This window comes from Rhodospira trueperi (genome assembly GCF_900101965.1).
Classification (GTDB): domain Bacteria; phylum Pseudomonadota; class Alphaproteobacteria; order Rhodospirillales; family Rhodospirillaceae; genus Rhodospira; species Rhodospira trueperi.
In genome coordinates this window covers 222,447-249,189 of the sequence record NZ_FNAP01000001.1, presented here as the reverse complement: position 1 = coordinate 249,189, position 26,743 = coordinate 222,447, and the positions used below count along the sequence as shown (strand labels likewise).

Below are 26,743 nucleotides of genomic sequence, written 5' to 3'. Positions count from 1 at the left end.
GCCATCTGGTCAAGGGCGTGCGCTTCATGGGGTATGTTGATGGGACCGGGTGCACTGGTCCCCGGTCATGCGCCGTTGCGTGACCGGACGCGTCGTCCGTCGATCCACAGTCTTCCCCCGGCCATGGCGCCACCACCGTTCGCCTCAACAACCGGAGACCGCAGTCCCATGCTCACCAGCAGTCCCAACGCCGGCGCCGTGCAAGCCCTCCTGGAGGCCCGACACGGCGACCCCTTCGCGTTTCTCGGACAACACCTGGGCAGCGCCGACGGCTCGTCGGCGGAGGGGCGGTGCATTCGGGCCTTTCTCCCCTGGGCGACGACGGTCGAGGTCATAAGCCGGGATGGCGAGAAGGTCCTCGCGGAGGCCTCCCGTCTGGACCCGTCTGGGCTGTTTGGCGCGGACTTCCCGGAGGGAACGGAGGTCTTCGGCTACAAGCTGCGGGTAACCGGTCCCAATCTGACGTTCGACATGTACGATCCGTACAGCTTCCCGCCGGTGCTCGGCGAGTTGGACACCTATTTCATCGGCGAGGGCACGCATCTCAAACTCTACGAGAAGATGGGCGCCCACATGGCGACCCTGGACGGCGTGCGCGGCGTCGCCTTCACGGTCTGGGCACCGAATGCCCAGCGGGTCAGCGTGGTCGGTGATTTCAACGGCTGGGACGGCCGTCAGCACTCCATGCGCAAGCATCCCAACTGCGGGGTGTGGGAAATCTTTCTACCGGAGGTGCCGGAGGGCACCCATTACAAATACGAGATCGTGGGCGCCGACGGAAACCTGATGCCGCTGAAGGCCGACCCGTACGCCTTCTTCTGCGAGGTGCCGCCGGCCACGGCCTCGGTCGTGTTCGACCTGGGCGACTACGACTGGACCGATCAGGACTGGATGGAAAACCGCGCGAACACCGTGGACCGCTCCGCGCCCATGTCCATCTACGAGGTCCACCTTGGATCCTGGAAGCGGGTCGTGGACGAGGAAACCGGACAGACCCGCACGATGACCTACCGCGAGATGGCGGAAGAGTTGCCGGCCTATGTCCGCGACCTGGGGTTCACCCACATCGAACTTCTGCCGGTCAACGAACATCCGTTCGACGGCTCCTGGGGGTATCAGCCCATCGGCCTGTTCGCCCCCACCAGCCGATTCGGCACGCCGGATGACTTCTGCTACTTCGTGGACCGATGCCATGCCGCCGGCCTGGGCGTCATCATCGACTGGGTGGCCGGCCACTTCCCGGAGGACGCACACGGTCTCGTGTGGTTCGACGGCACGCACCTGTACGAGCACGCAGACCCCCGACAGGGCCGCCATCAGGACTGGGGCACGCTGATCTACAACTACGGCCGCACGGAGGTGCGCAACTTCCTGTTGGCCAACGCCCTGTTCTGGCTGGACAAGTTCCACATCGACGGACTGCGGGTCGATGCCGTCGCCTCCATGCTGTACCTGGACTACAGCCGCGAGGCCGATGACTGGATCCCCAACAAGTTCGGCGGCCGGGAGAACCTGGAGGCCATCGACTTCCTGCGCCGCATGAACGAACTGGTCTACGGCCACTTCCCGGGCGCCATCACGCTGGCGGAGGAAAGCACGGCGTGGCCCATGGTCTCCCGCCCCACCTACCTCGGCGGTCTCGGCTTCGGCTATAAGTGGAACATGGGGTGGATGAACGACACCCTGCGCTACATCGGCGAGGATCCGATCCACCGCTGCTATCATCACAACGACCTGACGTTCAGCCTCATCTACGCCTTCAACGAGAATTTCGTGCTGCCGCTGTCCCACGACGAGGTGGTGCACGGCAAGCGCTCGATCCTGGGCCGGATGCCCGGCGACTGCTGGCAGCAGTTCGCCAACATGCGGGCCTATCTGGCGTACATGTGGACACACCCGGGTAAGAAGCTGCTGTTCATGGGCACCGAATTCGCCCAGGGTCGGGAGTGGAATTATCAGGCCAGTCTCGACTGGCACCTGCTGGACATCGACTGGCACGCCCGCATGCACGACCTGGTGCGGGACCTGAACCGGCTGTACCGGGACATCCCGGCCCTGCATGTTCACGACTGCGAGAGCGACGGCTTTTCCTGGATCGACTGCACAGACTATCAGAACAGCGTTCTTGCGTTCGTCCGTCGAGAAAGCGCCGATCCGGACGCGCCGTTCGTCCTGGTGGTCTGCAACCTCACCCCGGTGGTGCGCGAGGACTATCGGATCGGCGCGCCGCGCGCGGGCTGGTATTCCGAGATCCTGAACACCGACAGCGAGGCCTTCGGCGGTTCCGGGGTCGGCAACGGCCGCGTGGTCACCCTGCCGCAGGAAAGCCACGGGCACGAGCAGAGCCTCCTGCTCGCCCTGCCGCCGCTGGCGACCATCATCATGCGACCGGACGACGGGGCGTAGGAGGACCGCAGCATGGCACCGCGCGTGAAGGTCGAGGCGGGCCGGCCCGATCGGCTGGGGGTCAATGTGACCCGGGGCGGTCTCAACGTCGCCGTTCCGGCACCCGACGCAACGGCCGTCGAGGTCTGCCTGTTCGACTCGCCCGACGGCGCGGAAACGGCCCGCGTGCCCCTGCCCGCCCGCGATCCGCGCGGCATTTGGCACGGCCTGTTGCGCGGCCTGAAAGAGGGCCAAGTGTACGGGCTGCGCGTCCATGGCCCGTACGAGCCAACCCAGGGTCATCGCCACAATCCCAACAAGCTGCTGGTGGACCCCTGGGCGCGTGAAGTCGTCGGACAGGTGAGCCCGGACGACGCCACATTCGGGTTCACGCGCGGCGGGCCGGACGCCGACCTGACGTTCGACGACCGCGACAGCGCGCCCTTCGTGCCCAAGGCCATCGCCCGCAAGCCGGCCAAGGCGCCGCCGCCGGGCCCACGCACCCCCTGGGCCGCCACCATCGTCTATGAGGCGCACGTCAAGGGCCTGACCATACGCCACCCGGACATCCCCGAGGAGGACCGGGGCACATTCCGGGGCGTGGCGCATCCGGCGATCATCAACCACCTGACGGACCTGGGCATCACGGCGCTGGAACTGCTGCCGGTGTTCGCGTTTTCCGACGAGCGCCACCTGCCCGGCCTGGAGCTGTCCAACTACTGGGGCTACAACCCTTATGCCTTCCTGGCGCCGGACCCGCGCTACGGCACGCCCGATGACTTCCGCGCTATGGTCACCGCCCTGCACGCGGCGGGGATCGAGGTGATCCTGGACGTGGTCTACAACCACACCGCCGAAAGCGACGAACTGGGCCAGACGCTGAGCCTGCGCGGGCTCGGCAACCGGACCTTCTACCGCACCCGGGGCGACGGCCGGTCCTACGTGAACGATAGCGGCTGCGGCAACACCCTGCGGCTGGAGGACCCCTTGTGCCTGCGGCTGGTCATGGACAGCCTGCGCCATTGGGTCACGGAAATGGGCGTGGACGGGTTCCGCTTCGATCTGGCCGTGACCCCGGCGCGCCATCACGGCGCGTTCGACCCGACCGGGCCGTTCCTGTCCGCCATCGCTCAGGACCCGGTGTTGTCCGAGGTCAAGCTGATCGCCGAGCCGTGGGACATCGGCGCGGGCGGTCACCACACCGGACGCTTCCCGGCGCCCTGGGTGGAGTGGAACGACGGCTTCCGCGACGCCGTGCGGTCGTTCTTCGCCGGCACCGGGGACCCGGGCGATCTGGCCAGTGCCCTCGCCGGCACGAGCCATCTGTTCGAGCCCTCCGGCCGGCCGCCCCAGGCCGGCGTCAATTTCATCACCGCCCACGACGGGTTCACGTTGCGCGACCTCGTCACCTACGACGGCAAGCACAACGAGGCCAACGGCGAACAGAACCGCGACGGCACGACGCACAATCTGTCCTGGAACGGCGGCGTCGAGGGCGAGACCGATGATCCCGCTGTACAGACCAACCGGGACGAACGCCGCCACGGCATGATGACCGCCCTGCTCACCGCGCTGGGCGTGCCGATGATTCTGGCTGGCGACGAGATCGGCCATACCCAGCGGGGCAACAACAACGCCTACAGTCAGGACAACGACCTGACATGGTTGGACTGGGAGAATGCCGACTGGGCCTTCCGGGACTTCGTGCGCGACATGATCGCGTGGCGCAAGGCCACCCCGGCGGTGCGGCGGACGGCGTTCTTCAGCGGCGCCGTCGATCCCGCCACCGGAGAGCGGGACGTGACGTGGCTGGACGGTGTCGGCGCACCGCGCGTCAACAGCGACGACTGGACCCGCGACCGCGAGGCCCTGGGCGTGCTGTGGGGCGAGGCCGACACCCCCGGGCCGCTGATGTTCCTGGCGCCGCGGCGGTGATCAAAACTGTGTAGGGCGGATTCGGCCCGCGTCAGCGGGCCAATCCGCCGCAAGCCGCACCGCTCACGGCGGCTTGCGCCTTTGGCGCGAAGCCGCCCTACGCAACCTATGGGGCGAGGCCGACACCCCCGGGCCGCTGATGTTCCTGGCGCCGCGGCGGTGATCAAAACTGTGTAGGGCGGATTCGGCCCGCGCCAGCGGGCCAATCCGCCGCAAGCGGCACCGCTCACGGCGGCTTGCGCCTTTGGCGCGAAGCCGCCCTACGCAACCTATGGGGCGAGGCCGACACCCCCGGACCGTTGATATTCCTGGCGCCGCGGCGGTGATCAAAACTGTGTAGGGCGGATTCGGCCCGCGTCAGCGGGCCAATCCGCCGCAAGCGGCACCGCTCACGGCGGCTTGCGCCTTTGGCGCGAAGCCGCCCTACCCGCCCCCAAGCATCGTCGCCACCAGTCGCGCCCCCTCCTCCGTGCCCGTCGGCCGGGCTGGTGGACCGGGCGGCGGCTGGCGCAATACCGCCTCCAGGTCGTCAAGAATGTCGCCCGAGCGTAACCGCGCGGCATCGACGGCACGCAACGGCGCGTGCCGTTCCAGCCAGCCCCGCAGGTGCGGTTCCTCCGGCCAGTCGTCGCCGCGCGGCAGGTACAGCGTCGGCCTGCCGGCGAACCCGCACTCCGTCGTCATGCCATAGCCCAGCTTGGTGACCACCGCGTCCACCGACGCCAGGATATCGGAGAACGGCAGGTCAGGGACCCGGTCCATGTCGATCGCGTCGGGATGACCGGCCGCCACGCCGCCCTTGGTCAGCCAGTGCCAGCCGGTGCCGCGCGGCCAGCCGGCAAGGTCCAGCCCCGAGTTGACGCCCCCGAAGGTGACCAGAGCCAGCCGCGCGCCCTCGTCCAGGCCCAGCGCCCGGCACACCTCCGCCCGCCGGTCGCGGCCCGGCACGCCCACAGGGCCGATGCCGATCCGATTCGGCAGATCGTCCATGGGCATTGCCGCGTCCGGCACCAGAACGGCGCGGGCGCTCCCGTACGCCTGTTCCATGGTCGCCAGGATGCCCGGCGCCTCCGGCCGATCCGCGAAATAGTGGCGATAGATGTGCCCCCACGTCAGCGGCGCCAGCACGACCGACGGGATCCCCAGCCGAGCCGCTGCCGCAAGGGCGATGTATCCTGCGTTCGAAAACACGAGATCGGGCTTGTGCGCGGCCATCCGCACCGCCGCACGCGCCACCACCCCGTCCCAGTCCGCGTGAAGGGCGCGGTACCGCGCCGCGCTGGCCTGGACATCGATGCGGTTCGAATTGACCATCGCCAGACCAAAGTCCTCGGTCTCGGCCACCACCGTCAGCGGACCCGGGATGCGTGCTCGGACAATGGGTTCGGGCAGGGTCGTTTCCACCACCATGGACAGGCCGGGCAAACGCGCCCGCAGCGCCGCGAGAACGGCCCCGGTCATGGTAAGATGACCGTATCCGTGTGGCGTGACGGCGGCATACAGCACGGGAGATGTCGGGCTGGGCATGATGTGCAGGTCGATGGCAGGAATGACGACGCACAGTCATGTCACGGCCGGCCCGAAAGGTCGATGGTGCCCTGCAGTCACATGTCTTCAACACCCGGTTCTGCCGTCTGAACGCCTCCCTCAAGGGAAAACCCCTGCCGCACTCCCTCCCCGCTTGCGGGCTATACGATTCAAACAACTCGACCTCTCTTCGTCATTGCGAGGAGCGTAGCGACGAAGCAATCCAGGGCGGATACTTTCGACGTGTGCCCTGGATTGCTTCGCCCTCGTCTTACGACGAGGGTTCGCAATGACGGGTCAAGTTGCCGCGCGGGCAAGAGGCGCCCGTTTTTGCGGAAAAAAGCGTGAATACGGTACCGCTTGCAGGGAGGGTTGGGGAGGGGTCCTGTTCCGGCGGTCCCGCCGGCGCGGTGTCTGGATGAAGAGGTGCAAATATGGCCGGGTCGATGGGAGAGTGCGGACCCTCAGGCCACCAGATCGAACAGGCTCGCCGGCGGCGCAATGTCGTCCTGAGCGCCGCCGAAGCCACGATCCGCCGTTCCGTACGCCGCCGCCGCGTCGGCGAACGCGGCCGGCGCGATGACGCGGCCGATCTCGCCCCCGCTGTCCCGGCTTGCCCCGTCCGTCTGCTGAGCCGCGCCCTCGACCTGCTGGTTGCGCGCCTTCTGTTCGGCCGCCTCCTGCTCTTCCTGATCACGCAGAGCAGCCTTGGCCCGTTGCAGCGCCGCCTCGGCAGCAGCGGCGGCCGCACGATCCGCCGACGACGGATCGGCCGGCGCCAGAGCCGCCCGCTTGACCTGCTCAAGCTGAGCGATCGCCTGTTGCGGATTGGACTGCGAGGCATTGACCGTGATGCTGACCTCGCCGCCGACGGCATACTGGCGACCGTCCGGACCGGTGACCATCGTGAAGGTCGCTGGCCCCGTCACCCCCGCGCCGGCGGCCTTGTGGGCGGCCTCGTGCTGACGCACGCGCTGGTCAATCGCGCGGAGTTTCTGGACCTCGGCCTGTTCCTCGGGCGTGAGATCGTTGGATCCGGTGCCCCGGATCGCTTCGGCCGCTTCGGCAAACCCGGAGCTTGTGGCCGTGCCGGTCACACCCGGCTGACCTGTCACGGGATCGGTGCCGGAGAACCGGCCTGACTGATCGAGACGGCCGAACAGGCCGATCATCTCGGTGGACAACGACGGCGCCCGACCGGCAATCCTGACAGGGCTGGCGGCACCACCAGAAGCGCCCGCCCCTGGGACCTGAGCCTCCCCGACAGGGCGACCGCGCGGCGCGGACGTCCCCGTCGTGGCGCCGACCGAACGCGCCTCAAGGCCTTTCACGCCTTGATACGACACCGCGATGACCGGACCAACGAACGTCATATCGCGTCTCGCTCCGCAGTCCGCCGGGCACCAACCCCTAGGGCGCGTTGCATTCCATTTGATTCACCCGACGCGCCCTTGCCAGTTGTTTTTTTTAAGCAAATCGTCGTCGCGATCCGTAACGGATCACTCGGGGTGTGCTCCAGCCCTGTCTCCCGGCCACCGACTCGCCGACCAGACCTCGGAACCCCACCGCAGAAAAGGTAGTCTCGACCCTGAAATGAGGCAAGATGTCCACGCCACGTCGGAAAACGCCTCGGTTCCGCAAGTGTCACGATGTCGGTTGGTCGGCCCGGCCCTCACGCCGACGATACGACTCGGAGCTAAAGGGCTCGGCTGGCGGCATAGGCAGCCGCAGCTTGCAGGAACAAACCAGCTGCGGCCGGGTCACGCGTTCCCTGTGCGGCCTCAGCCTCATCCGAATCGGCGTTCGTTGGAATCAGGCCGCCAAGGCTCGCGCTCACCCGCGCGGCCACCGCATACAGCCGGCCATCCGGACCAACCTCGTACTGCATGACCACCGTGTCACCGACGCCGGCCTCGGTGGCCTGCTGACGGGCCTCCGCATCAAGAGCCTGCAAACGCCGGACTTCCGCCTCGTCTTCGGCGGTCAGGTCCTCAGTACCAAGGCCTTGCCCGGTTCCGGCGCTGTCCGTTCCCGCCGAACTTCCGGACTCCTCATCGGCGTCCAGACCGCCTGCTTGCGTTGGTGGGGGCGAAGGCGGCACCGAAGAAAACGGCTCGTCCGCCACCGACTCAAGTCCAAACTGTCCTTCCGGCTCGAGCAGACCAAACGCCCCGATCACTTCGGTGGACAGGGACGGCGCCTGACCGGCAATGCGAACGGCTCCCGCCTGTTGGGTTGCGGCGCCACTCTCCAAGCGCCGCGTGCCGGCCGCGCCCTGGTTCTGGGACCCATCCCGAGCCACGCGCGCAGACGCGGCCTCGGCGGCGGCGGGGCCGTACTCCCGATAAGCCAGCGAAGGACCAGGATAAAACTGTGCGGGCGACAGCATGGCGACGTTCGACTCCATATACCCAAAATGGCAGTCACGCTTGGATTGTCACGGGACGAAAAAGGACAGATCGAACTCGATACACTTTTACGTAGTGACGATATGACATTTAAGACGAATTTTCAAGAAATTGAGTCGCTGATCGCGGGTTGAACAGTGGATGCCGGATCCATGCCGGACGGACGTCGCTCCCCCGCCAGGAACCGCCTTTCAGGACAGCCGGTTGACCGGGACAGGTTCGGACGGGACCGTGTGTTTCCCGTCGTCCGAACAGGTCCGTTCTACCGCCGCACCAGTTCGACCCGTCGGTTCAGAGCCCGGCCCTCCTCCGAGTCGTTGGGTGCCACCGGCGCCAGGGGACCGACCCCGGCCGGAACCAGGCGCGCCCCGTGGACACCGAACCGGCCCGTCAACGCCCGGACAACGGCCGCCGCACGACGACCGGACAGGTCCTTGTTGTAGTCCAGCGATCCGGTCATGTCCGTGTGTCCGACCACGTACAGGGATAGGCCCGGGTCGCCGGACAGCAAGGTCGCGATCTCCGTCAGCGTGGCGTCGCTTTCCGGCCGCACCACGTCGCTATCGAACTCGAACTGAATGCCGTACAGGGCCACGCGGCCCTGTTCGCCCAGGTCACCGGCCATGGCCTCGGCATCAATGAACACCATGCGGTCTTCCATGGGCGCCGACTCGACGATGTCCACCAGCACCAGGGGATGGCCGTAGATTTCCGGAAAATGATCGAAGTCCTCGATCGCCGCATAGATCGAAACGTATACGGAACCGGGCTTCGCCTTGCGGGACAGCGCCGCATAACGCGGGTCGCGCGGGAAGGTGAAGGCATGCTCCGTCACCCGGCCCATGGTGCTCAGATGACGCCCCTGCGGGTAGAGCACGTAGTTCACCAGGAAGCTGCCGTTCCCGGGGCCGCACTCCGACCCGCCGCACTGCCACAGCGTCTCGAACCCGTCGTCGCCGAGCGCCCGCTGGTAGTTGCGGACGATTTCCAGGGGCGAGGCGTCCCTGGGCGCCAGATAGATCAGGCGGGTCCGCTCACCCTCCACGACATGCGCCGTTTCGGCCTTCCACTCATCGCCGTCGCCCCGCACCGCAGGGCCGAGCGGCATCCTGAACGCGTCGAATGAAACCGACTCGTGACCGATGATCACGGAGCCTTCGAACCGGGGCACCAGCGGATGGTCGGCCGTACCGGGCGCATCTTCCAGACCCTGGGCCTGAGAAACGCCCGGCCACAGGCCGAGCAGCAGCATCAGGAGACCGAACGTCGTGCGCATAGCCAATCTCCCTCAATCCCGCCCCCAAAAGGCCCGGACAAGGATAATCCAGCATTCCATCCGTGGGAATCGCCGCGTCGCGGATCGGCGCATCCAGAAGCACCGCGCCCGGCCCGGACAGCCAACGCCGATCGGTCAGGCAGGACCACGAGCAGGTCCGAAGGGGCCTTACCCCCACAGCGCGACCGGCGGCGATCCCATCATGCCCCGATCGTAGGCGATGCCGGGGTCGCGGTCGCGAGCGAGCAGCACCGGCCCGTCCAGATCCACCACGTCGGCCCCGGCCGCGACGACAGTCGCCGGCGCCATCGCCAGCGAGGTGCCGACCATGCAGCCGACCATGATCCCCAGGCCGCGCGCCCGGGCGGCGTCGGCCATCTCCAGCGCCTCGGTCAGACCGCCGGTCTTGTCGAGCTTGATATTGACCGCGTCGTACAGCGCGGCGAGGCGCGCCACGTCGGCGGCGACATGGGCACTTTCGTCGGCGCACAGCGGGACCGGGGAGTCCAGTCCGGCCAAGCCTGCGTCCTGGTCCGCCGGCACCGGCTGTTCCAACAGACGAACCCGCAAAGCCGCCAGATCGGGCAGCAGCGCGCGCAGTTGATCGACCGACCAGGCCTCGTTGGCATCAACGATCAGATCCGCTTCGGGCGCGCCGGCCCGCACGGCGGCAATGCGCCGGATCGGATCGTCGGCGCCCACCTTGACCTTGAGCAACGGCCGGTCGGCCAGCGCCCGTGCCTTCTCGGCCATCGCCTCCGGCGCGGCAATGGAGAGGGTCTCGGCGGTGACCATGTGCTCGGGAGGTGGCGATGCGCCTGCCAGATCCCAAACCCTGCGGCGGGTTCGTTTCGCCTCCAGGTCCCACAGAGCGGCATCGACGGCATTGCGGGCCGCCCCGGCCGGCAAGCGGGCTCGCAGACCCGTGCGGTCCAAGTCCCGCAGGTCCAGGGCACGGATGGTGTCCGCCACCCCCTCCACCGTCTCTCCGTAACGCGCATAGGGAACGCTTTCGCCCCAGCCCCGCGTGCCGTCATCGTCCGTGATCGTGACGACCACCACCACGGCCTCGGTGCGGGTTCCGCGCGAGATGGTGAAGCCGCCGGCAATGGGCCAGCGCTCCACCGCAACCCGGATTTCAGGCATCGCCCAGCACCCGGTCCACCAGGGGCTCGACCCCGCTCCGCACCGGATCGACCACGGGCAGGCCCAGGCGTTCGCTGGCCTCGTGCATCACGCGCCGGGCCGCGTCGTCGTCCAGCGCGGAGGTGTTGAAGCAGGCGCCGACGAACCGCGCCTCCGGATTGACCAGCCGGGCGCAGCGCAGGTTCAGGTCCATGCACGCGTCCAGGTCCGGCAGAGCGAACCCCGGAAGCCCGCGCATGTGCGCCCGCCCGGGTTCGTGACAGAGAACGAGGTAATCCGGCTGCGCCCCGTGCAGCAGACCCAGCGAGACCCCGGCGTAGGAGGCATGGAACAGGCTGCCCTGTCCCTCCACGAGGTCATAGTGATCGTCATCGTTGGCGGGGCACAGGACCTCCGTCGCGCCGGAGATGAAGTCCGCCACCACGGCATCAACACTCACGCCCTCACCGGCAATCAGAATGCCCGTCTGCCCCGTGGCCCGGAAGTCCGCCTTCAGGCCGCGTGCCTTCATGGTCCGCTCCATGGCCAGCATGGCGTACATCTTGCCGACCGAACAGTCGGTGCCCACCGCCAGAATCCGTTTGCCGGGTCGCGGCACGCCGTGAGCCACCGGGAAGGTCTCCGTGGGGTGTCGCACGTCAAAGAGCATGCGGCCATACTCTTCAGCCGTTTCAACAAGTTCCGGAATATCGTTCAGTTTTTGGTGGAGTCCGGCTGCGATGTCCAGGCCGTTGGCCAAGGCGTCCTTGAATACCGCACGCCAGTGATCCGCGATCACCCCGCCCCGGTTGGCCACGCCCACCACCAGGGTCGCGGCACCTCGCGCGGCGGCCTCCTCCACCGTCAAATCCGGTAGGCCCAACGTCGTCTCGCAGCCCGGCAGGCGAAGCTGCCCGACGCAGATGTCCGGACGCCATTGGTGGATGCCGCGCGCCGTCTTGGCCGCGAGGTGGTCGGGCGCATCACCGAGGAACAGAAGGTACGGTTGGCTGAGATGCATGGAAGCGGATCCCGTGACATGTCGGTCTGGTCGGATGGCACCCCGGAACGTATGCGGCCTTTTGCCTTGGGGAAAGGGCTGTGTATAACGCTGGGTCGCATTTCCGTTTTTTCCCATGAGGACCGCCATGACCGACTCCCTGTACGCCCTGCTTGAGTCCCGGTTTCCCAACGACCGCTCCAAGGTCCTGTTGGAGACCGGCGACGGTGGAACGGTGCGGTACGGCGAGGCCGAGGCCATGGCGACGAAAATGGCGCGCGCCCTTTCCGACCTGGGCGTGAACAAAGGTGACCGGGTGGCGGTCCAGGTGGACAAGTCCAGTGAGGCGCTGGTCCTGTATTTGGCCTGCCTGCGGGCGGGGTTCGTCTTCCTGCCGATGAACACCGCCTACCGGCCCGACGAGGTGGACTATCTGGTGGGCAACGCCAAGCCGGCGGCCATCGTGTGCCGCCCCGCGGACGAGGAGACCGTGCGCGGCATCGCAGCGAAGCATGGCGCGCCCCACGTCCTGACCCTGGGCACCGACGGCTCCGGCAGCTTGGTTGAGGCTGCCAACGCCGCCCCGGTGGATTTCCCGGCGGTGCCCTGCGGGGGCGATGACCTGGCCGCCATGCTGTATACAAGCGGCACCACGGGCAAGCCGAAGGGCGCCATGCTGACCCACCGCAACCTCGCCGCCAACGGTCTGGACCTGGTGGAGACGTGGCACTTTTCCGCCGATGACGTGCTGTTGCACGCCCTGCCCATCTTCCACGCCCACGGCCTGTTCGTGGCCGTGCATTGCGTCCTGCTGGCGGGGGCGTCGATGATCTGGCTGCCCGGTTTCAAGCGCGAGGAGGTGGTGCGCCTGCTGCCCCGGGCCACCGCGTTCATGGGCGTGCCGACGTTCTATACCCGCCTGTTGGACGGTGACGATTTCAACCGGGAGGTCTGCGCCGGCATGCGGCTGTTCACCGCCGGCTCGGCGCCGCTGCTGGCCGAGACGCACGAGGCGTTCCAGGCCCGCACCGGGCACGCCATCCTGGAACGCTACGGCATGACCGAAACCGGCATGTTGACCGGCAACCCCTACGACGCGGAGCGCCGGCCCGGCTCGGTCGGGTTCCCGTTCCCCCAGGTGGAGGTGCGCGTCACCGACGACCAGGACCGGCCGCTGGGCACGGACGAGATCGGCGGCATCCAGGTGCGCGGCCCCAACATCATGAAGGGCTATTGGAAGCTGCCCGAGAAGACCGCCGAGGAGTTCACCGCCGACGGCTGGTTCCGCACCGGCGACATCGGCCGCATCGACGACCGGGGTTATCTGTTCATCGTCGGCCGGGCCAAGGATCTGGTGATCTCCGGCGGCTACAACGTCTATCCCAAGGAGGTCGAATCGGTCATCGACGAGCTGCCCGGCGTGGTCGAAAGCGCGGTGATCGGCGTGCCGCACCCGGACTTCGGCGAGGGCGTGGTGGCCGTTGTGGTGCCCGAGGGCGACGGCGCGCCCGACGAAGACGCGGTCATCGCCCACTGCAAGGAGCACCTCGCCAACTACAAGACACCCAAGCGGGTGTTCTTCGTCCCCGAACTGCCGCGCAACACCATGGGCAAGGTGCAGAAGGCGCAGTTGCGGGAGGAAAAGGCAACGCTGTTTAGGGCCTAGAGCGCGGAGCGTACGTTCTGTCTCATTCAACGCGCTCTAGCCATTTGATCTTGAAGCAAGTCGTCGTCGCGATCCGTTCCGAATCGCTCGGGATTTGCTCTAGTACCGACCCAGCGTGATGCGCCCTTCCGCCAGTGGCGTCCCCGACGCGTCACGCGCCGTGACAACCGCGTTGTAGGTGTTGCCCTTTCCGCCCGAGCATGGCGGCAGATAGCCTGGTGCCGAGTAGCTGCCGGATGCCCTGTTTCGAGCGACCACATAGGCCCCACCGGGAAGATCACGGGTTTCCCCAGGCACCGCCGGCAACATCACGCTGTCCGCGCCGTCCGGGACAGGAAAGCCGATCTTGCCGTGCCCCCCATTTCTCGCCAGGGGCGGATAGCTAAGATCGTTGAACGCAAGCACGATCTCCGACGTCCCGGCCGGCAGAGCACTCACGGCCAGGGGCGGGGTGCTGCCGTTGCCCCCGAACTTCGTACAGTGCTGACCGGACGGCAGACGATCTCCGGTCCAGGTTGGATCGGTGAAGGCGACCTCAAGAGATGGCAGCGACGACCTTTGTGCCGTCTGCGACCCGCTCGTGGTCTGGCAACCCGTCGCAAGCAAGACCGCTGACATCACGACAACACCCGTGAAGCCAGTGCGTGTTCCTATCCGCATTCTTGTCCCTCCAATCGCGATGGGGTCTGACAGTCCGAGAACGAACAGCGGTCGACCAGCCAGGACCGCGCGTCTCTCAAATCGGCCTGGAACGCCTGAACGAAACCGCAGAGGCAATTTGCCCTTGTCAGAATACAGTTTTTAATAAAACGTGTAAACATCGGCGCGCGCGCCCAAAGGCAATTGGAGGTCCCTTCACCCCGATGCCTTATCGACCGCGCCACCGTTCACTCACACGGCGGCAGGTCGGACGCTCTGATGGCGCCGCCGGTCAGGGCCTCCAACCGGTAGCGGGCCGACGCCACGTCCGCCGCCGCCTGGGCCGCTTCGGCCTCAGCGCCGTGCAGGCGGCTGTACGCGCGCATCAGGTCGGTGCGTTCGGCCTGCGTGACCCCATCGGCCTCGATGAGCGCGATCAGGTCGCGCAGACGGGCCTGATAGTCCCGCGTGACCTGGAGTCGGCCGCAGGCGCCGGACAGCGCCGAACCCGCCGGCAATTCAGGCCGCACGACGGGTTCAGGCGCGACCGTCCGGCCGCCCCGTTCGATCTCGGGTGATGTGTCGGAAGACGGCGCGGGCGCGCAGGCCGCACAGACCAGCGCCCCCACCGTCAGGGCCAGTTGGGTCGCGTGTCGCATCAGCGCCGGACACGGGTTGGGCTCGTCGGGCGCGTTGCGTGGGTTCTGACTCACGCACCACTCCCCGAGGCTCCGGTATTTCGGCAAATCGTCGTCGCGATCCGTTCCGGATCGGTCAAGGATTTGCCCTAGAAGCCCTCGCGTTCCAGGCGCTTGCGCTCCAGCTTGCGGGCGCGGCGCACGGCTTCGGCCTTCTCGCGCGCCTTGCGCTCCGAGGGCTTCTCGAAATTGCGGCGCAGCTTCATTTCGCGGAAAACACCCTCGCGCTGCATCTTCTTTTTCAGCGCCTTGAGGGCCTGATCGACATTGTTGTCGCGCACCAGAACCTGAACCAGGGGTCTTCTCCTTTGCTTGCATCCGGGGGTCCCAGCGACCACGCCGAATAGGGTTCTTCCCGATCACACACCCAAAAAAGGAAACAACACCACGCCCACTCGTCCCCTTCCGGAACGGCGGAGGCGGTGTACGTCGAACCGACGAACAAACTGTATCCCGGCGACACGGAGCCCCGTGTCACCGAAGGGGGCGGACGATACCATGCCCAAACACGCTTGTGAAGAGTCGGTACGCCGCCTTTACCCCCGTCCACAATGGTCCTATGTGCATCCCATGACCGTTCTGCCCATCGCCCGCATGGGGCACCCAATCCTGGCCACGCCGGCCCGGCCCGTCGACGACCCGACCGGGCCGGAGACCCGCCGCATGATCGCCGATATGATCGAGACCATGCGGGCCGTCGGCGGCGTCGGGCTGGCCGCGCCTCAGGTTCATGGGCCCCTGCGCATCATCGTCTACGAGGTGCCGGCCGCACGCAACGACGGCGAGGCCATCCCGCTTCGCGCCCTGCTCAATCCGGTGCTGGAGCCGGTGGGGGACGAGATGGCGGAAGCGCGCGAGGCCTGCCTGTCCCTGCCCGGCCTGAGCGGCCGTGTTCCGCGCCACACCCGGGTGCGCTGGCGCGCGCTGGACGCCGAGGGGCAGCCGACAGCCGGCGAGGCGGTGGGCTTTCACGCCCGCGTTCTGCAACACGAATGTGATCACCTGGACGGCATTCTGTACCCCATGCGTATGCCCGACCTGAGCACCTTTGGGTTCGTCGATGCCCTGCGCGATGACACCCCCGAAAAGCCAACCGCCCCCGAAAAACCGACCGCCCCCGAAAAACCAACCGATTGACTCATCCGGCCGGGCCTGCAATGCGTACCTTAAGGAACCGCCGCTCCCCGACCGCGGCAACGGAAACGGAGACGCGCCATGACCGACCCCACCGTTGAGCCCATCGTCGAGGATGTCACCCCCCCCCTTGACGAATTGCACGACGAACCTCACGAGACCCGACACGACACGATGCAGGCCATCCGCGACGCCATCGTCGACAGCGCCCTGATTCATGTCGCCTTCGACGGCTGGAGCGGCCGGACCCTGCGCGCCGCCGCCGTGGACGCGGGATTCGAGCCCGGCCAGGCGGAACGCGCTTTTCCGGGCGGCGCGGCCGAGGCCGTGGCGCACTGGTGCAACCTCGCCGACCGCCGCATGGAACAGGCCCTGCGCGAGGCCGACACCGAGGGCCTGCGCCTGCACGAGCGGATCGGGATGGCCATTCGCCTGCGCTTGGAACCCCTGGAGATGGACCGCGAGGCGGTGCGGCGGGGGATCGCCGTCCTCTCCCTGCCCATGAACAGCCGCCTGTCCCTGCGCTGCACCTACCGCACGGTGGACACCATCTGGTGGGCCGTCGGCGATGCCTCAACGGATTTCAACTTCTACAGCAAGCGCATGCAGCTGGCCGGCATCTACATGGCCACCCTGCTGTACTGGCTGGATGATTCGTCCGACGGATCGACCGAGACCTGGGCGTTCCTGGAGCGGCGCCTCGACACCATGGTGCGGCTGCGCAAGGCCCGCACCCGGGTCGAGGCGGGGCTGTCGCGCATCCCCAATCCCATTTCGGCGGCCTGGAAGATGGGCGACAGAATGCGCGACATGGCCGAACGCTCGCCGTTCGGCGCCCGGCGCCGGGGGGCGTGAGAGCGGCCGGCGCCCCCGCCGGCCGCGCGTTCTTATGCGTGCTTCTCGAACCAGTCCTTGCCGGCGCCGCAGATCGGGCAACGCCAGTCGTCGGGCAGGTCCTCGAACGCCGTGTCGGGCGGGATAGGGTGGCCGCCCACGATGTTCACGGGGTCGCCCTTTTCTGGGTGATAGTAGTAGGGATCGCACTCGTTGAACGTGCAGATCCAGACCTGTTTGAGCGGATCGTAAGACGCGGTCGTCGCCGTGGCGCTGGCCTTGGCCCGCGCCGGACCAGCGCCCACCAGTGCGGAGGCGCACAGGCCGAGCAGGGCGGCGGGCAGGCCGCCCAACAGGGCGCGGCGGCTGGTCGAGTCGAGACGGGGGAAGGTCATGGGATCACCTCCGTTGCCTTTTCTCACAGGACTCTGTTTTTGGTGCGAGGGAGGATGCGCCTCGCGCGACCGCTTGGCCTTGATGGTGCGCAACGGAACGGCGCCTGTCATCCAAACGTCATCCCGTCACCATGACCAGACGCCCCGACCGGTTGTCACGATCCGGTGCCGCGGCGGAAAGACCGGCCGGGGACACCCCCGGCCGGCCCTCTCGAGGTCTGACGCAAGCCCTCGGCCCGGGTGCGTTGCGTGAGGTCTGACCCACGAAACGCACCCGTACCATTCGACACCTCAGCAAATCGTCGTCGCGACCCGGTCCGGGTCGCTCGGGATTTGCCCTCGGATCAGCCGATGGCGCCGCCGCCCGTCTTCACGAGCACCTGCACCGCCGGACGCGCGGGCAAGGCCTCGTCGAAGTCCGGCCAGCGGGTCGACGGGTTCTCGAAGGTGCTGCCCTTCTCGTCCGCCGGGTGCTGGACGGCCGCGAAGTAGGTGCTGTCGTCCGGGGTGAATTCCGGACCGCACAGCTCGGCGCCCTGCGGACAGGCGTAGAACCGGCGGGTGATCGCCCGACCCGGCCCGGTCACGTCGGCGGCCCAGACACCGTCGGCAATGCCGCTCTTCGGACCACCATCGGTCGAGATCCAGATGCGGCCCTTGCTGTCGAAGGCGACGTTGTCGGGGCAGGACAGCCAGCCGTTCTCGCCGACGTCGCCGCCGTACATGGCGCCGTCTTCCGGCTTGGACGGGTCGCCGGCCAGCAGGAAGATGTCCCAGGTGTACTGGTCGGCGGTGTGGTCGGCGTTGGCGCCGTCGCCATCCGGCGCGGTGCCCGGCGGAATGATCTCGACGACGTGGCCGTGACGGTTGTGGGCGCGGGTGTTGGCGACGTTGATCTGGTCTGCCTCGCGCTTGGTGTTGTTGGTCATCATCGCGTAGATGATGCCGTTCACCGGGTTCGGCTCGACATCTTCCGGACGGTCCATCGGGGTGGCGCCCACCAGATCGGCAGCCTTGCGGGTGTCGATCAGGATGTCGGCCTGGCTGTTGATGCCATTCTCCGGGGTCAACGGACCTTCGCCGAACACCAGCGGCATCCAGTTGAGCGTGCCGTCCTCGTTGAACTTGGCAACCGACAGCGTGCCTTCGTCCAGCAGGTCCATATTCGCGGCGCGGTCGTCCGGGTTGTAAGTGCCGGCGGTCACGAAGCGGTAGACGTACTCGAACCGCTGGTCGTCACCGGCATAGACCACCACGTGACCGCTCTTGTCGAGGGCAGTGGTGGCGCCTTCGTGCTTGAAGCGGCCCAGGGTGGTGCGCTTCTTGGGCACGGAATTGGGATCATACGGATCGAATTCGACCATCCAGCCGAACCGGTTGGCCTCGTTCGGCTCCTTCTCGACGTCGAAGCGGTCGTGATATTTGCCCCAGGCATAGCGGCCGCCGCCGACGCCGTAGCGCTCGTAGTTCTCGGCCTCGGCGGTCTTGGTGACGTCACCCATGAAGTAGCCGTGGAAATTTTCCTCGGCGAACAGGATGGTGCCCCAGGGGGTCTTGCCGCCCGCGCAGTTGTTGCAGGTGCCGATCACCTTGGTGCCGGTGGAGTCATAGCTGGTCTTCAGACGGTCGGAGCCGGCAGCCGGGCCGGTCAGCTCGAACTCGGTCTCCAGCGCGGTGAAGCGGCGGTTCAGCGGACTGTCCTTGACCACGCTCCAGGTGTTGCCCTCGCGCTTGATCTCGACAACAGCATGGCCGTGGGCGGCCATCTCGATATCGACCTGTTCGGCGGTCAGATCCTCGGCGCCGGGGCTGCCCGGGAACATCAGGTCCGGGTTGGTGTACTCGTGGTTCACGCACAGCAGGCCGTGGTCGGAGGTGTTGGAGCCGACCGGCAGCGGCATGAAGCCGACGAAGTCGTTGTTGTAGCCGAACTGCTTGCTCTGCGCCTCGGCCGTCTGATTCATCGGGTCGAAGTCGGGCGCGCCCGCGACCACCGGATCGCCCCAGCGGATCAGCGTCTGGATTTCGTAGCCCTCGGCGACGTGGCTATTCTCGTCATAGCTGTGCGGCAGCGGCGGGAAGGTCAGGGTGCTGGCGCCCTCGGCGGCATGGGCCGCGCGCGGCGCAATCGCCGTGCCCAGGGCACCCGCCGCGCCGGCCAGCGCCACGGAGGCGGCGGCACCCTTCATCAGGCCGCGACGGCTCAGGGTTTTGCCGCTGAACAGGCTGGCGGCGACAACGCCACCGACGGCGGTCGCGGCCACACCGGCCGGCGTACCGATCTGGCTCAGACGGGCGGCGAGAATGGATTCAAACGGCCGTTCGGTCGAGCGGTTGACGGCGACATCGTCGTCGGCCTCAAGGCGTTGGCCAAAGGTCAAGTGGTCGTGCATGGGAGACTCCGTTGGATGCTCTTCGCGGAAGAGGTCTTTCTCGCGACCGAAACGGTTATATTCCTTAATAACCTACCGTCGCGCGAACCATCGTCGCTGGAGTCTAGGCTGGCCTCCCCATGCCCGCAATCGGAACACTGTGAATATTGGGCGACGCCTTGGCGTCGGAACGATTACACTTTCGCGTCAGAAGTATTACAACCCCTTTACGCCGCGCCGCCCTATACCGCCAAGTATTCGTGGCGCAGATCCTCGTTGTCGAGCACCTCTTTTGCCGTGCCGTCATAGACCACCTCGCCCATGTCGAGGATGACGGCGCGGTCGGCCAAGTGCAGGGCGGCGATGGCGTTCTGTTCCACGATCACCGTGGTCATGCCCAGGTCGCGGACCTTGTGCAGGGTCTTTTCGATCTCCTGCACGATGACCGGCGCGAGGCCCTCATACGGCTCGTCGAGCAGCAACAGCTTGACGTCGCGGGCCAGCGTGCGGGCGATGGCCAACATCTGCTGCTCACCGCCCGAAAGGGTCGTGCCTTCCTGGTTCTTACGCTCGCCGAGGCGGGGGAACAGCTCGTAGAGCTGTTCCAGTGACCACCCCTTGGGCGGCGCGATCTGCGCCAGTTGCAGGTTCTGCTGCACCGTCAGGCCCTGGATGATCCGCCGGTCCTCCGGTACCAGCCCGACACCGACGCGGGAGGCCTGATAGGCCTTCATGCGGTGCAGCGGCTGGCCCGCCAGCCACACCTCGCCCTGGGTCAGGTGCGGATCGGCCAGCCGGGCGATGGTCCGCAGCGTCGAGGTCTTACCGGCGCCGTTGCGGCCAAGCAGGGCCAGGATTTCGCCCTCCTTCATGGAGAAGCCGACCCCCTGGACGATGTAGCTCTCGCCGTAATAGGCATGCAGGTCGCGGGCCTGGAAGTAGGGGGTGTTCTCCGGCGCAACGGCTGCGGCGGCGCCTCCGGCGGGGGCGGCGGGCACCACGCGGTCGCGGGGGGTGGTGGCGATCATACCTGTGCTCCTCCCAGATAGGCTTCCTTCACCTTCGGGTCGCCCTTGATCTGCTCGGGCGTGCCTTCGACGATGGGATGACCCTGCGCGAACACGGTGATCCGCTTGGCCAGCGAAAAGACGACGTGCATGTCGTGCTCGATGATGATCTTGGTCACACCGTGCTGCTCCGACATGCGGGCCAGCAGGTCGATGGTGTTGTTGGTGTCGGCGCGCGACATGCCGGCGGTCGGCTCGTCCAGCAGGACCAACTTCGGGCTCTGAACAAGGCACATCGCCAGTTCCAGGCGCCGCTTATCGCCGCGCGACAGGTTGCCTGAGTGGTCGGTGAGCTTGTCGGCCAAGCCGACGTCGGCCAACATCGCTTCCGCCCGCTCGCGGATATCGGCCTGGGCGTCCACGCGCCCCCACCCGTTGATGCGGAACGCGCCATCCCGCACCGCCAGGGCCGGGATCATCACGTTCTCAAGCAGCGTCAGATCGCTGAAGATCTCGGGCGTCTGGAACACGCGAGCGACCCCGACCTGATTGATCTCGTGCGGGCTCAGACCGAGCAGGGAGCGGCCGTTGAACTTGACCGTGCCGGTGTCCGGCCGCAGCCGGCCGACGAAGCAGTTGAGGAGCGTGGACTTGCCGGCCCCGTTGGGGCCGATGATGGCGTGAACCGAGCCCTCCTCGATATCGAGGTTGACGTTGTTCAACGCCTTCAGGCCGCCGAAGCTCTTGTTGACGTTCTGAACCTGGAGAATGCCCATCGGTGGTGCCTCCCTTCCCTACTCGGCGGCCTGAGGATGGGCTTGGTCGGCCCCGCCGCCCTTGCCACGGCGGCGCAGCAGCGCCTGGATGCGGTGTCCGCCCTCAATCACACCGCCGGGCAGGAAGATCACGATCAGCATGAACAGCAGGCCCAGCGTCAGGTGCCAGCCCTCGCCGACGAACAGGCTCGCCACCGACACAACGGCGCCTTCGACCCCGTCCGGCAGAAAGCCAAAGATTTCATGCAGGGTCTGCTCGTTGAACGCCGAGAAGATGTTCTCGGAGTACTTGATGATCCCGGCGCCGAGCATGGGGCCGAGCAGCGTCCCCGCGCCGCCCAGGATGGTCATCAGCACCACCTCGCCAGAGGCCGTCCACTGCATCCGCTCGGCGCCGGCCAGCGGATCGGTCACGCACAGCAGGGCGCCCGCCAGACCGGCGTACATGCCGGAGATGACGAACGCGGTCAGGGCGTAGGGCCGGGTGTTGATGCCGGTGAAGTTCATGCGGTTCTGATTGGACTTGATGGCCATCAGCATCAGGCCGAACGGCGAGCGGAAGAGGCGGAATGACACGTACATGCCAATCAGCAGCCAGACCGCGCAGAAGTAGAACCCCGGCAGACCGTTCATCTCGATCCCGAACAGAGTCGAGACCAGCGATCCCTCCACCTCTCCCGCGCCCATCATGTGGTCGAGCACGCGTGGATCGCTGTTCAGGACCCGCAATCCGGTTTCGCCGTTGGTGATCGGCGTCAGCACCGAATAGGCCAGGTTGTAGGACATTTGGGCGAACGCCAGCGTCAGGATGGCGAAGTAGATTCCGGTCCGACGCAGACTGACGAAGCCAATGACCCACGCGAAGGCGCCGGCCAGAACGATGGCCAAGGCGATGGCGGGCAACGGGTTCATGCCCAACAGCTTGAAGCTCCACACCGCGGTGTAGGAGCCCACGCCCAGAAAGGCCGCGTGCCCGAACGATAGGTAACCGGTCAGCCCGAACAGGATGTTGAAGCCGACGGCGAACAGCCCGTAGATGGCGAACTTCTGCATCAGGTCGGGATAGCCCGCCCCCAGCGGCGCCAACCACAGCGGCATGGCCAGGATCAGCACCGCGAAGAGCGCGAACCGGAGGAGGTCGCCGCGGGCCGTTTCTCTCGTAATCGTCGTCATGGCCTCAGCTCTCCATCACGCCCTTGCGGCCCAACAGACCGCGCGGCCTCACCAGCAGGATGATGACGGCCACAAGGTAGATAATAATCTGGTCAATGCCCGGGATGATGCTCTTGACCTCGGTCATGGACGCGAAGGACTGCAGGATCCCCAGCAGGAAGCCGGCGGCCACCGCGCCCGGCAGGCTGCCCATGCCACCGACCACGACCACCACGAACGACAGCACCAGGAATTCCATGCCCATGTGATAGTCGGGCGGCAGGATCGGCGTGTACATGACGCCGGCCAGCCCGGCGACCACGGCGGCCAGCCCGAAGACGATGGTGAAGCGCTTCTCGATGTCGATGCCGAACAGGCCCACCGTCTCCCTGTCCGCCATGCCGGCGCGCACCACCATGCCGAAGGTCGTCAACTGCAGGAAGGCGAACACCCCCCCAATCACCATGGCGGAGAACAGGAAGTAGATCAGCCGCCAGTACGGATAGACGACGGTGTTGGGTTCGAAGCCCAGAAACGCGCCAATATCGGCGGCCAGTCTCAAATCTTCCGGTGGCGCCTGTGGAATCGGATTGGCGCCGAACCAAGCCTTGATGATCTCCTGCAGCACGATGGCCAGACCGAAGGTCACCAGGATCTGCTCGGCGTGGGTGCGACGATAAAAGAACTGGATCAGGCCCCGTTCCATCACCAAGCCGATGATGATCATCACCGGGATGGCCATCAGGATCGAAAACGGCACCGAATAGTCGAGGATGAAGGTGCCCCAGTCGCCCAGCCAATTCTCGATCATCGGCACACGCACCTCAAGCGGCGTGCCCCACGGGGTCATCTGCGTGGGATCGACGGTGACTTTCTCCAGGCCGATCAGCTGATTGAAGCTGACCGCGCAGAACGCCCCCATCATGAACAGCGCCCCATGGGCGAAGTTCACGACGCCCAGGGTTCCGAACACCAGGGTCAGACCGAGCGCGATCAGGGCGTAGGCACCGCCCTTGTCGAGCCCGTTGAGGATCTGGAGAAGGATCGCATCCATCCGCCAAGGCTCCTTGGGTCGCCCGGAAACAGCCGCATCCGCCGACAAGCGGGACACGCGCGGTCAAGGCCATCAACCGGGGTCATAATAAAACAAACGGAAACGTCCCGGGCCGTCGCGCGACGGCCTGAGACGCGGCGCGGTCGCCCCGGGGATCGGAGCGACCGCGCCTGGTCGGGTGTGTGTCCGGCTTAGACGCCGTTGTTGCACTCGCCCAGTTCGCCACCGAAGATGGCCGGGTCGTAGGTAACCTGCTCGGCCGGAACCTCCTGGACGATCTCCAGCAGGTCGAACTGCGAGGTCGGGTTCTCGTTCCCCTTCACCACCAGAACGTTCTTGAAGCACTGGTGGTCGGCGGCGCGGTACAGGGTCGGGCCGTTGCCCATGCCGTCGAACTCAAAGCCCTCCAGGGCCTCGACCACGCCGCAGGGCATGAAGGTCCCGGCGCGCTCGCAGGCGTCGGCGTACAGGATCGCCTGGACGTAGGTGGTGTGCGCCGCCTGGGACGGCGGGAAGCCGTACTCCTCGCCGAAGGACTTCACAAAGGCCTTGGAGCCCTCGTCCTGCAGCGACCAGTGCCAGTTGGTGGTGCCCAGGATGCCCTTCACGTTCTCGCCGGCGCCCTGCGCCATCAGGCGCGAGTACAGCGGAACCACGATGGCAAAGTCCTTGCCGTTGACCTGCTTGTCACGCAGACCGAACTGAACGGCCTGGGTCAGGCTGTTCACCATGTCCTTGCCGTAGTGGTTCAGGATCAGCACGTCGGCGCCGGAGTTCAGAACCGGCGTGATGTACTGCGAGAAGTCACCGGCACCCAGCGGAGTGCGGACGGCCTCGACGGTCTCCCAACCCAGGGCCTCGGTGGAGTTCTTGATCGACTCTTCCTGGGTCCAGCCCCAGGTGTAGTCGGCGGTCAGGTGGTAGGCCTTGCGGTCGGACCCGTAGGTGCTCTTCAGCACCGGGGCCAGCGCGGCGCCGGACATGTAGGCGTTGAAGAAGTGACGGAAGCCGTTGCGGCGCTTGTCCTTACCGGTGGTGTCATTGGAGTGCGTCAGGCCGGCCATGAAGATGACGCCGGCTTCCTGGCACAGCGACTGCACCGCGATGGCCACACCGGAGGACGAGCCGCCGGTGATCATGATGGCGCCGTCCTTCTCGATCATGCGCTTGGCGCTGGCGCGGGCGGCGTCGGACTTGGTCTGGGTGTCGCCGGTCACGAACGCAACCTTCTTGCCCAAGACACCGTTGCCGGTCAGAACCGTCGGGTTCATGGTGTTCAGCATGCCGCCGTCACCCTCACCGTTGAGGTGCTTGACGGCGAGCTGATAGGCGCGCAGTTCGTCGGCACCCTCGTCGGCATAGGCGCCGGTCTGCGGCACGTTGAAGCCGAAAGTCACGGTGTCGCCGGTCGGCTTGTTCAGGTAGTCCGCCGCCCAGGCCTGGGAGCTGAAGATCGTCGGCATGGCCAGACCGGCCCCGACGGCGGCGCCGCCCTTGAGCACACCACGACGGCTGGGATTCAAGAAATCAACCATTGCATTCCTCCCTGTGGATTATTCGGCGTGGCGCGGCCCGAGGGGTCTTCCGGCCATGGCTGCCGCCACCCGACGACCACGCAAATCAATGACGGGTCCGCGCTCTGACAGCGGGGTTCCTCCGTCACGTCGGATGCACTGTTACAATCACTCTGTCAAAAAGACAATAAAATATTGATTTGCCAGCCGCTTTTTGTAACAAATTGCCCTGATGCGCTGTCCGGCTTGTCAATTTTTCCACCTTGCGGCGCACAAATCGTCGCTGTCCGGGAGGGGCGGATGGAAAGCGGATTCGGCCTGAAAATTCGTGAAAGGCGGAAAAGCCTTGGGTTAACACAGGCTGCGGTTGCCCAGGACGTCGGCATCTCGACCTCGTACTTCAACCTGATCGAACGCGGCAAACGAACCATCGGCGGCGCCTTGTTGATCCGCATTGCCCGCGCGCTTGACCTCGATCCAGCCACCCTGGATGACGACGCTGAACGCCGAATGGCCAACGAATTGACCGAAGTGGCCGCCGATCCCCTGCTCAGCGCCATCGACCTCGACCATACTGCGGTGCCGGCCCTGGTCGGCCGCCATCCCGGCTGGGCCCGAGCGCTGGCCCTGCTGCACCGCGAATGCCGGGACCGGGGCGAGATCATCACCGCCCTGTCCGACCGCCTGGGGCAGGACCCCTTTCTCTCCGATATCGTGCACCGCATGCTGACGACCATCGCCGGGATCCGCTCGACCGCCGAAATCCTCGACAGCGTGGACGATCTCGACGCCACCCAGTCGCGCCGCTTCCGGTCCAATCTGGCGGCGGAGAGCACCCGCCTGTCCGACGCGGCCCAGGCCCTGGCCGACTTTTTCGACCGCGCGGAAGCGCCGAAACAGTCGATCACACCGGGTGAGGAAATCGACGACTTCATCATCGGGCACAACAACCACTTCCCGACCCTGGAAGAAGCGGCGGCCCGCCTGCGGGCGCGGCTGGGCGCTCGCCACACCATCGACGACGCCACCCTGTTGGCCGCGCTGGAAAAAGTCTCCGCCGCACCTCCCGTTCCGTCGGATCCGGCGAAGGCGCGCCGGCTAGGCCGGAGTCCACCGGAGGCCCCACACCACCACCCTCACACCGCGTCCGCCCGCCGTTTTGACTTGGCCCGTCGGGTCATGTCCGCGTCTCTTCGAGGCGAGATCCAGGACATCATCGCCTCTGCTCCTCAGCTTGCGTCACCGGAGGCAAGACGGCGGGGGGAAAGTGTTCTGACTTCGTATGCGGCCGCCGCGTTGTTGTTTCCTTACGAGCCGTTTCTTGAGGACGCGGAAACGCTTCGGTATGACATCGGCCTCCTTCAGGGAACCTACGCCGCCAGTCACGAGCAGATCTGCCAGCGCCTTGTCAGCCTGCGCCGCTCGGGCGCCGAGGGCGTGCCCTTCGCCATGATCCGTGTCGATCCCGCGGGCAACCTGTCGAAACGGTTTCCCCTGCCGCGCCTGCCCATGCCCCGGCACGGGGCCGCGTGTTCGCTTTGGGCGGCCTACCAGGCGTTCCAGACGCCGGGACCGATCATCCGGCAACTGGCCGAACTGCCGGCCGGTGATCGGTTTCTGTTCGTCGCCCGCGTCGTGCGCAAGGGCGTGGACAGCTTCAGCAGGCCGGCCCGGCAACTCTCCGTCGCCATCGTCTGCAACGCGCAATACGCCGACCGGATCGTCTACGGCGACGGCCTGGACCTGTCGGGACAGGCCCGTGCCGCACCCGTTGGCGTCTCGTGCCGTGTGTGTCCGAGAGGGGGCTGCCAGCACCGGGCAGAGGACCCCATCGTGCCAGCGTGAT

22 protein-coding genes are annotated in these 26,743 nt (G+C 66.7%); 6 read left to right on the top strand and 16 right to left on the bottom strand.

Annotation, left to right across the window (positions count from 1 at the left end):
- The first annotated feature begins 168 nt into the window (after positions 1-168).
- Positions 169-2,406, top strand: a complete 2,238-nt coding sequence (gene glgB / locus BLS85_RS01105) for a 1,4-alpha-glucan branching protein GlgB (RefSeq protein WP_092780824.1) — start codon at positions 169-171, stop codon at positions 2,404-2,406.
- Between the two features lie 12 nt (positions 2,407-2,418).
- Entirely contained in the window at positions 2,419-4,320 is a 1,902-nt protein-coding gene (gene glgX, locus BLS85_RS01100) for a glycogen debranching protein GlgX (protein WP_092780821.1), read from the top strand.
- 423 nt (positions 4,321-4,743) lie between these two features.
- On the opposite strand, the gene BLS85_RS01095 is transcribed toward glgX, so the two are convergent.
- The 6 genes from BLS85_RS01095 to dgcN form a co-directional block, all read right to left on the bottom strand.
- Positions 4,744-5,847, bottom strand: a complete 1,104-nt coding sequence (locus BLS85_RS01095) for a hypothetical protein (RefSeq protein ID WP_143027046.1) — start codon at positions 5,845-5,847, stop codon at positions 4,744-4,746.
- Positions 5,848-6,311: 464 nt separating this feature from the next.
- Complete coding sequence (locus tag BLS85_RS01090) at positions 6,312-7,031, bottom strand: putative metalloprotease CJM1_0395 family protein (protein WP_176793232.1); 720 nt, start codon at positions 7,029-7,031, stop codon at positions 6,312-6,314.
- Positions 7,032-7,543: 512 nt separating this feature from the next.
- Positions 7,544-8,236, bottom strand: a complete 693-nt coding sequence (locus BLS85_RS01085) for a hypothetical protein (RefSeq protein WP_092780812.1) — start codon at positions 8,234-8,236, stop codon at positions 7,544-7,546.
- 281 nt (positions 8,237-8,517) lie between these two features.
- A complete protein-coding gene (locus BLS85_RS01080; RefSeq protein WP_092780809.1) occupies positions 8,518-9,531 on the bottom strand; it encodes an OmpA family protein in 1,014 nt (337 codons plus the stop codon).
- A 168-nt stretch (positions 9,532-9,699) separates the two neighbouring features.
- Entirely contained in the window at positions 9,700-10,677 is a 978-nt protein-coding gene (gene dgcA, locus BLS85_RS01075; protein WP_092780806.1) for an N-acetyl-D-Glu racemase DgcA, read from the bottom strand.
- Entirely contained in the window at positions 10,670-11,677 is a 1,008-nt protein-coding gene (gene dgcN / locus BLS85_RS01070; protein ID WP_092780803.1) for an N-acetyltransferase DgcN, read from the bottom strand. Before dgcN ends, dgcA begins: the two co-directional genes overlap by 8 nt.
- A 127-nt stretch (positions 11,678-11,804) precedes the next feature.
- On the opposite strand from dgcN, the gene BLS85_RS01065 reads away from it, so the two are divergent.
- Positions 11,805-13,322: a malonate--CoA ligase gene (locus BLS85_RS01065; RefSeq protein WP_092780800.1), complete on the top strand. Its 1,518-nt coding sequence runs from the start codon at positions 11,805-11,807 to the stop codon at positions 13,320-13,322.
- A 99-nt stretch (positions 13,323-13,421) separates the two neighbouring features.
- Here the strand turns inward: BLS85_RS01065 and BLS85_RS19690 are convergent, their stop codons facing one another.
- The 3 genes from BLS85_RS19690 to rpsU all read right to left on the bottom strand — a co-directional run bounded on the left by BLS85_RS19690 (position 13,422) and on the right by rpsU (position 14,955).
- Positions 13,422-13,727, bottom strand: a complete 306-nt coding sequence (locus tag BLS85_RS19690) for a hypothetical protein (RefSeq protein WP_342728815.1) — start codon at positions 13,725-13,727, stop codon at positions 13,422-13,424.
- Positions 13,728-14,209: 482 nt separating this feature from the next.
- Positions 14,210-14,674, bottom strand: a complete 465-nt coding sequence (locus tag BLS85_RS01055; protein WP_092780797.1) for a hypothetical protein — start codon at positions 14,672-14,674, stop codon at positions 14,210-14,212.
- A gap of 74 nt (positions 14,675-14,748) precedes the next feature.
- On the bottom strand, positions 14,749-14,955 hold the full coding sequence (gene rpsU, locus BLS85_RS01050; protein WP_092782067.1) for a 30S ribosomal protein S21: 207 nt from the start codon (positions 14,953-14,955) through the stop codon (positions 14,749-14,751).
- 274 nt (positions 14,956-15,229) lie between these two features.
- Here rpsU and BLS85_RS01045 point away from each other — a divergent pair, with 274 nt between their 5' ends.
- A complete protein-coding gene (locus BLS85_RS01045; RefSeq protein WP_092780794.1) occupies positions 15,230-15,796 on the top strand; it encodes a peptide deformylase in 567 nt (188 codons plus the stop codon).
- A gap of 78 nt (positions 15,797-15,874) precedes the next feature.
- Positions 15,875-16,648, top strand: a complete 774-nt coding sequence (locus BLS85_RS01040; RefSeq protein ID WP_245699029.1) for a COQ9 family protein — start codon at positions 15,875-15,877, stop codon at positions 16,646-16,648.
- 32 nt (positions 16,649-16,680) lie between these two features.
- Here BLS85_RS01040 and BLS85_RS01035 read toward each other — a convergent pair whose 3' ends face one another.
- The 7 genes from BLS85_RS01035 to BLS85_RS01005 form a co-directional block, all read right to left on the bottom strand.
- Positions 16,681-17,022 carry a rubredoxin gene (locus tag BLS85_RS01035; RefSeq protein WP_092780792.1) on the bottom strand — a complete coding sequence of 114 codons (342 nt, stop codon included), beginning with the start codon at positions 17,020-17,022 and terminating at the stop codon, positions 16,681-16,683.
- A 344-nt stretch (positions 17,023-17,366) separates the two neighbouring features.
- Positions 17,367-19,415, bottom strand: a complete 2,049-nt coding sequence (locus BLS85_RS01030) for a PhoX family protein (RefSeq protein WP_092780789.1) — start codon at positions 19,413-19,415, stop codon at positions 17,367-17,369.
- Positions 19,416-19,636: 221 nt separating this feature from the next.
- Positions 19,637-20,422, bottom strand: a complete 786-nt coding sequence (locus BLS85_RS01025; protein WP_092780786.1) for an ABC transporter ATP-binding protein — start codon at positions 20,420-20,422, stop codon at positions 19,637-19,639.
- Positions 20,419-21,177 carry an ABC transporter ATP-binding protein gene (locus BLS85_RS01020; protein WP_092780783.1) on the bottom strand — a complete coding sequence of 253 codons (759 nt, stop codon included), beginning with the start codon at positions 21,175-21,177 and terminating at the stop codon, positions 20,419-20,421. The genes BLS85_RS01025 and BLS85_RS01020 overlap by 4 nt, the downstream gene beginning before the upstream one ends.
- Positions 21,178-21,195: 18 nt before the next feature.
- A complete protein-coding gene (locus tag BLS85_RS01015) occupies positions 21,196-22,350 on the bottom strand; it encodes a branched-chain amino acid ABC transporter permease (protein ID WP_092780780.1) in 1,155 nt (384 codons plus the stop codon).
- 4 nt (positions 22,351-22,354) lie between these two features.
- Complete coding sequence (locus tag BLS85_RS01010) at positions 22,355-23,383, bottom strand: branched-chain amino acid ABC transporter permease (protein WP_092780777.1); 1,029 nt, start codon at positions 23,381-23,383, stop codon at positions 22,355-22,357.
- Positions 23,384-23,574: 191 nt separating this feature from the next.
- Positions 23,575-24,918, bottom strand: coding sequence for a substrate-binding protein (locus tag BLS85_RS01005; protein WP_092780774.1), 1,344 nt, complete (start codon positions 24,916-24,918; stop codon positions 23,575-23,577).
- A gap of 279 nt (positions 24,919-25,197) precedes the next feature.
- Between BLS85_RS01005 and BLS85_RS01000 the strand changes: the two genes are divergently transcribed.
- Positions 25,198-26,742 (top strand): helix-turn-helix domain-containing protein, encoded by a 1,545-nt coding sequence (locus tag BLS85_RS01000; protein ID WP_092780771.1) that lies wholly within the window; start codon positions 25,198-25,200, stop codon positions 26,740-26,742.
- Position 26,743: the final 1 nt, after the last annotated feature.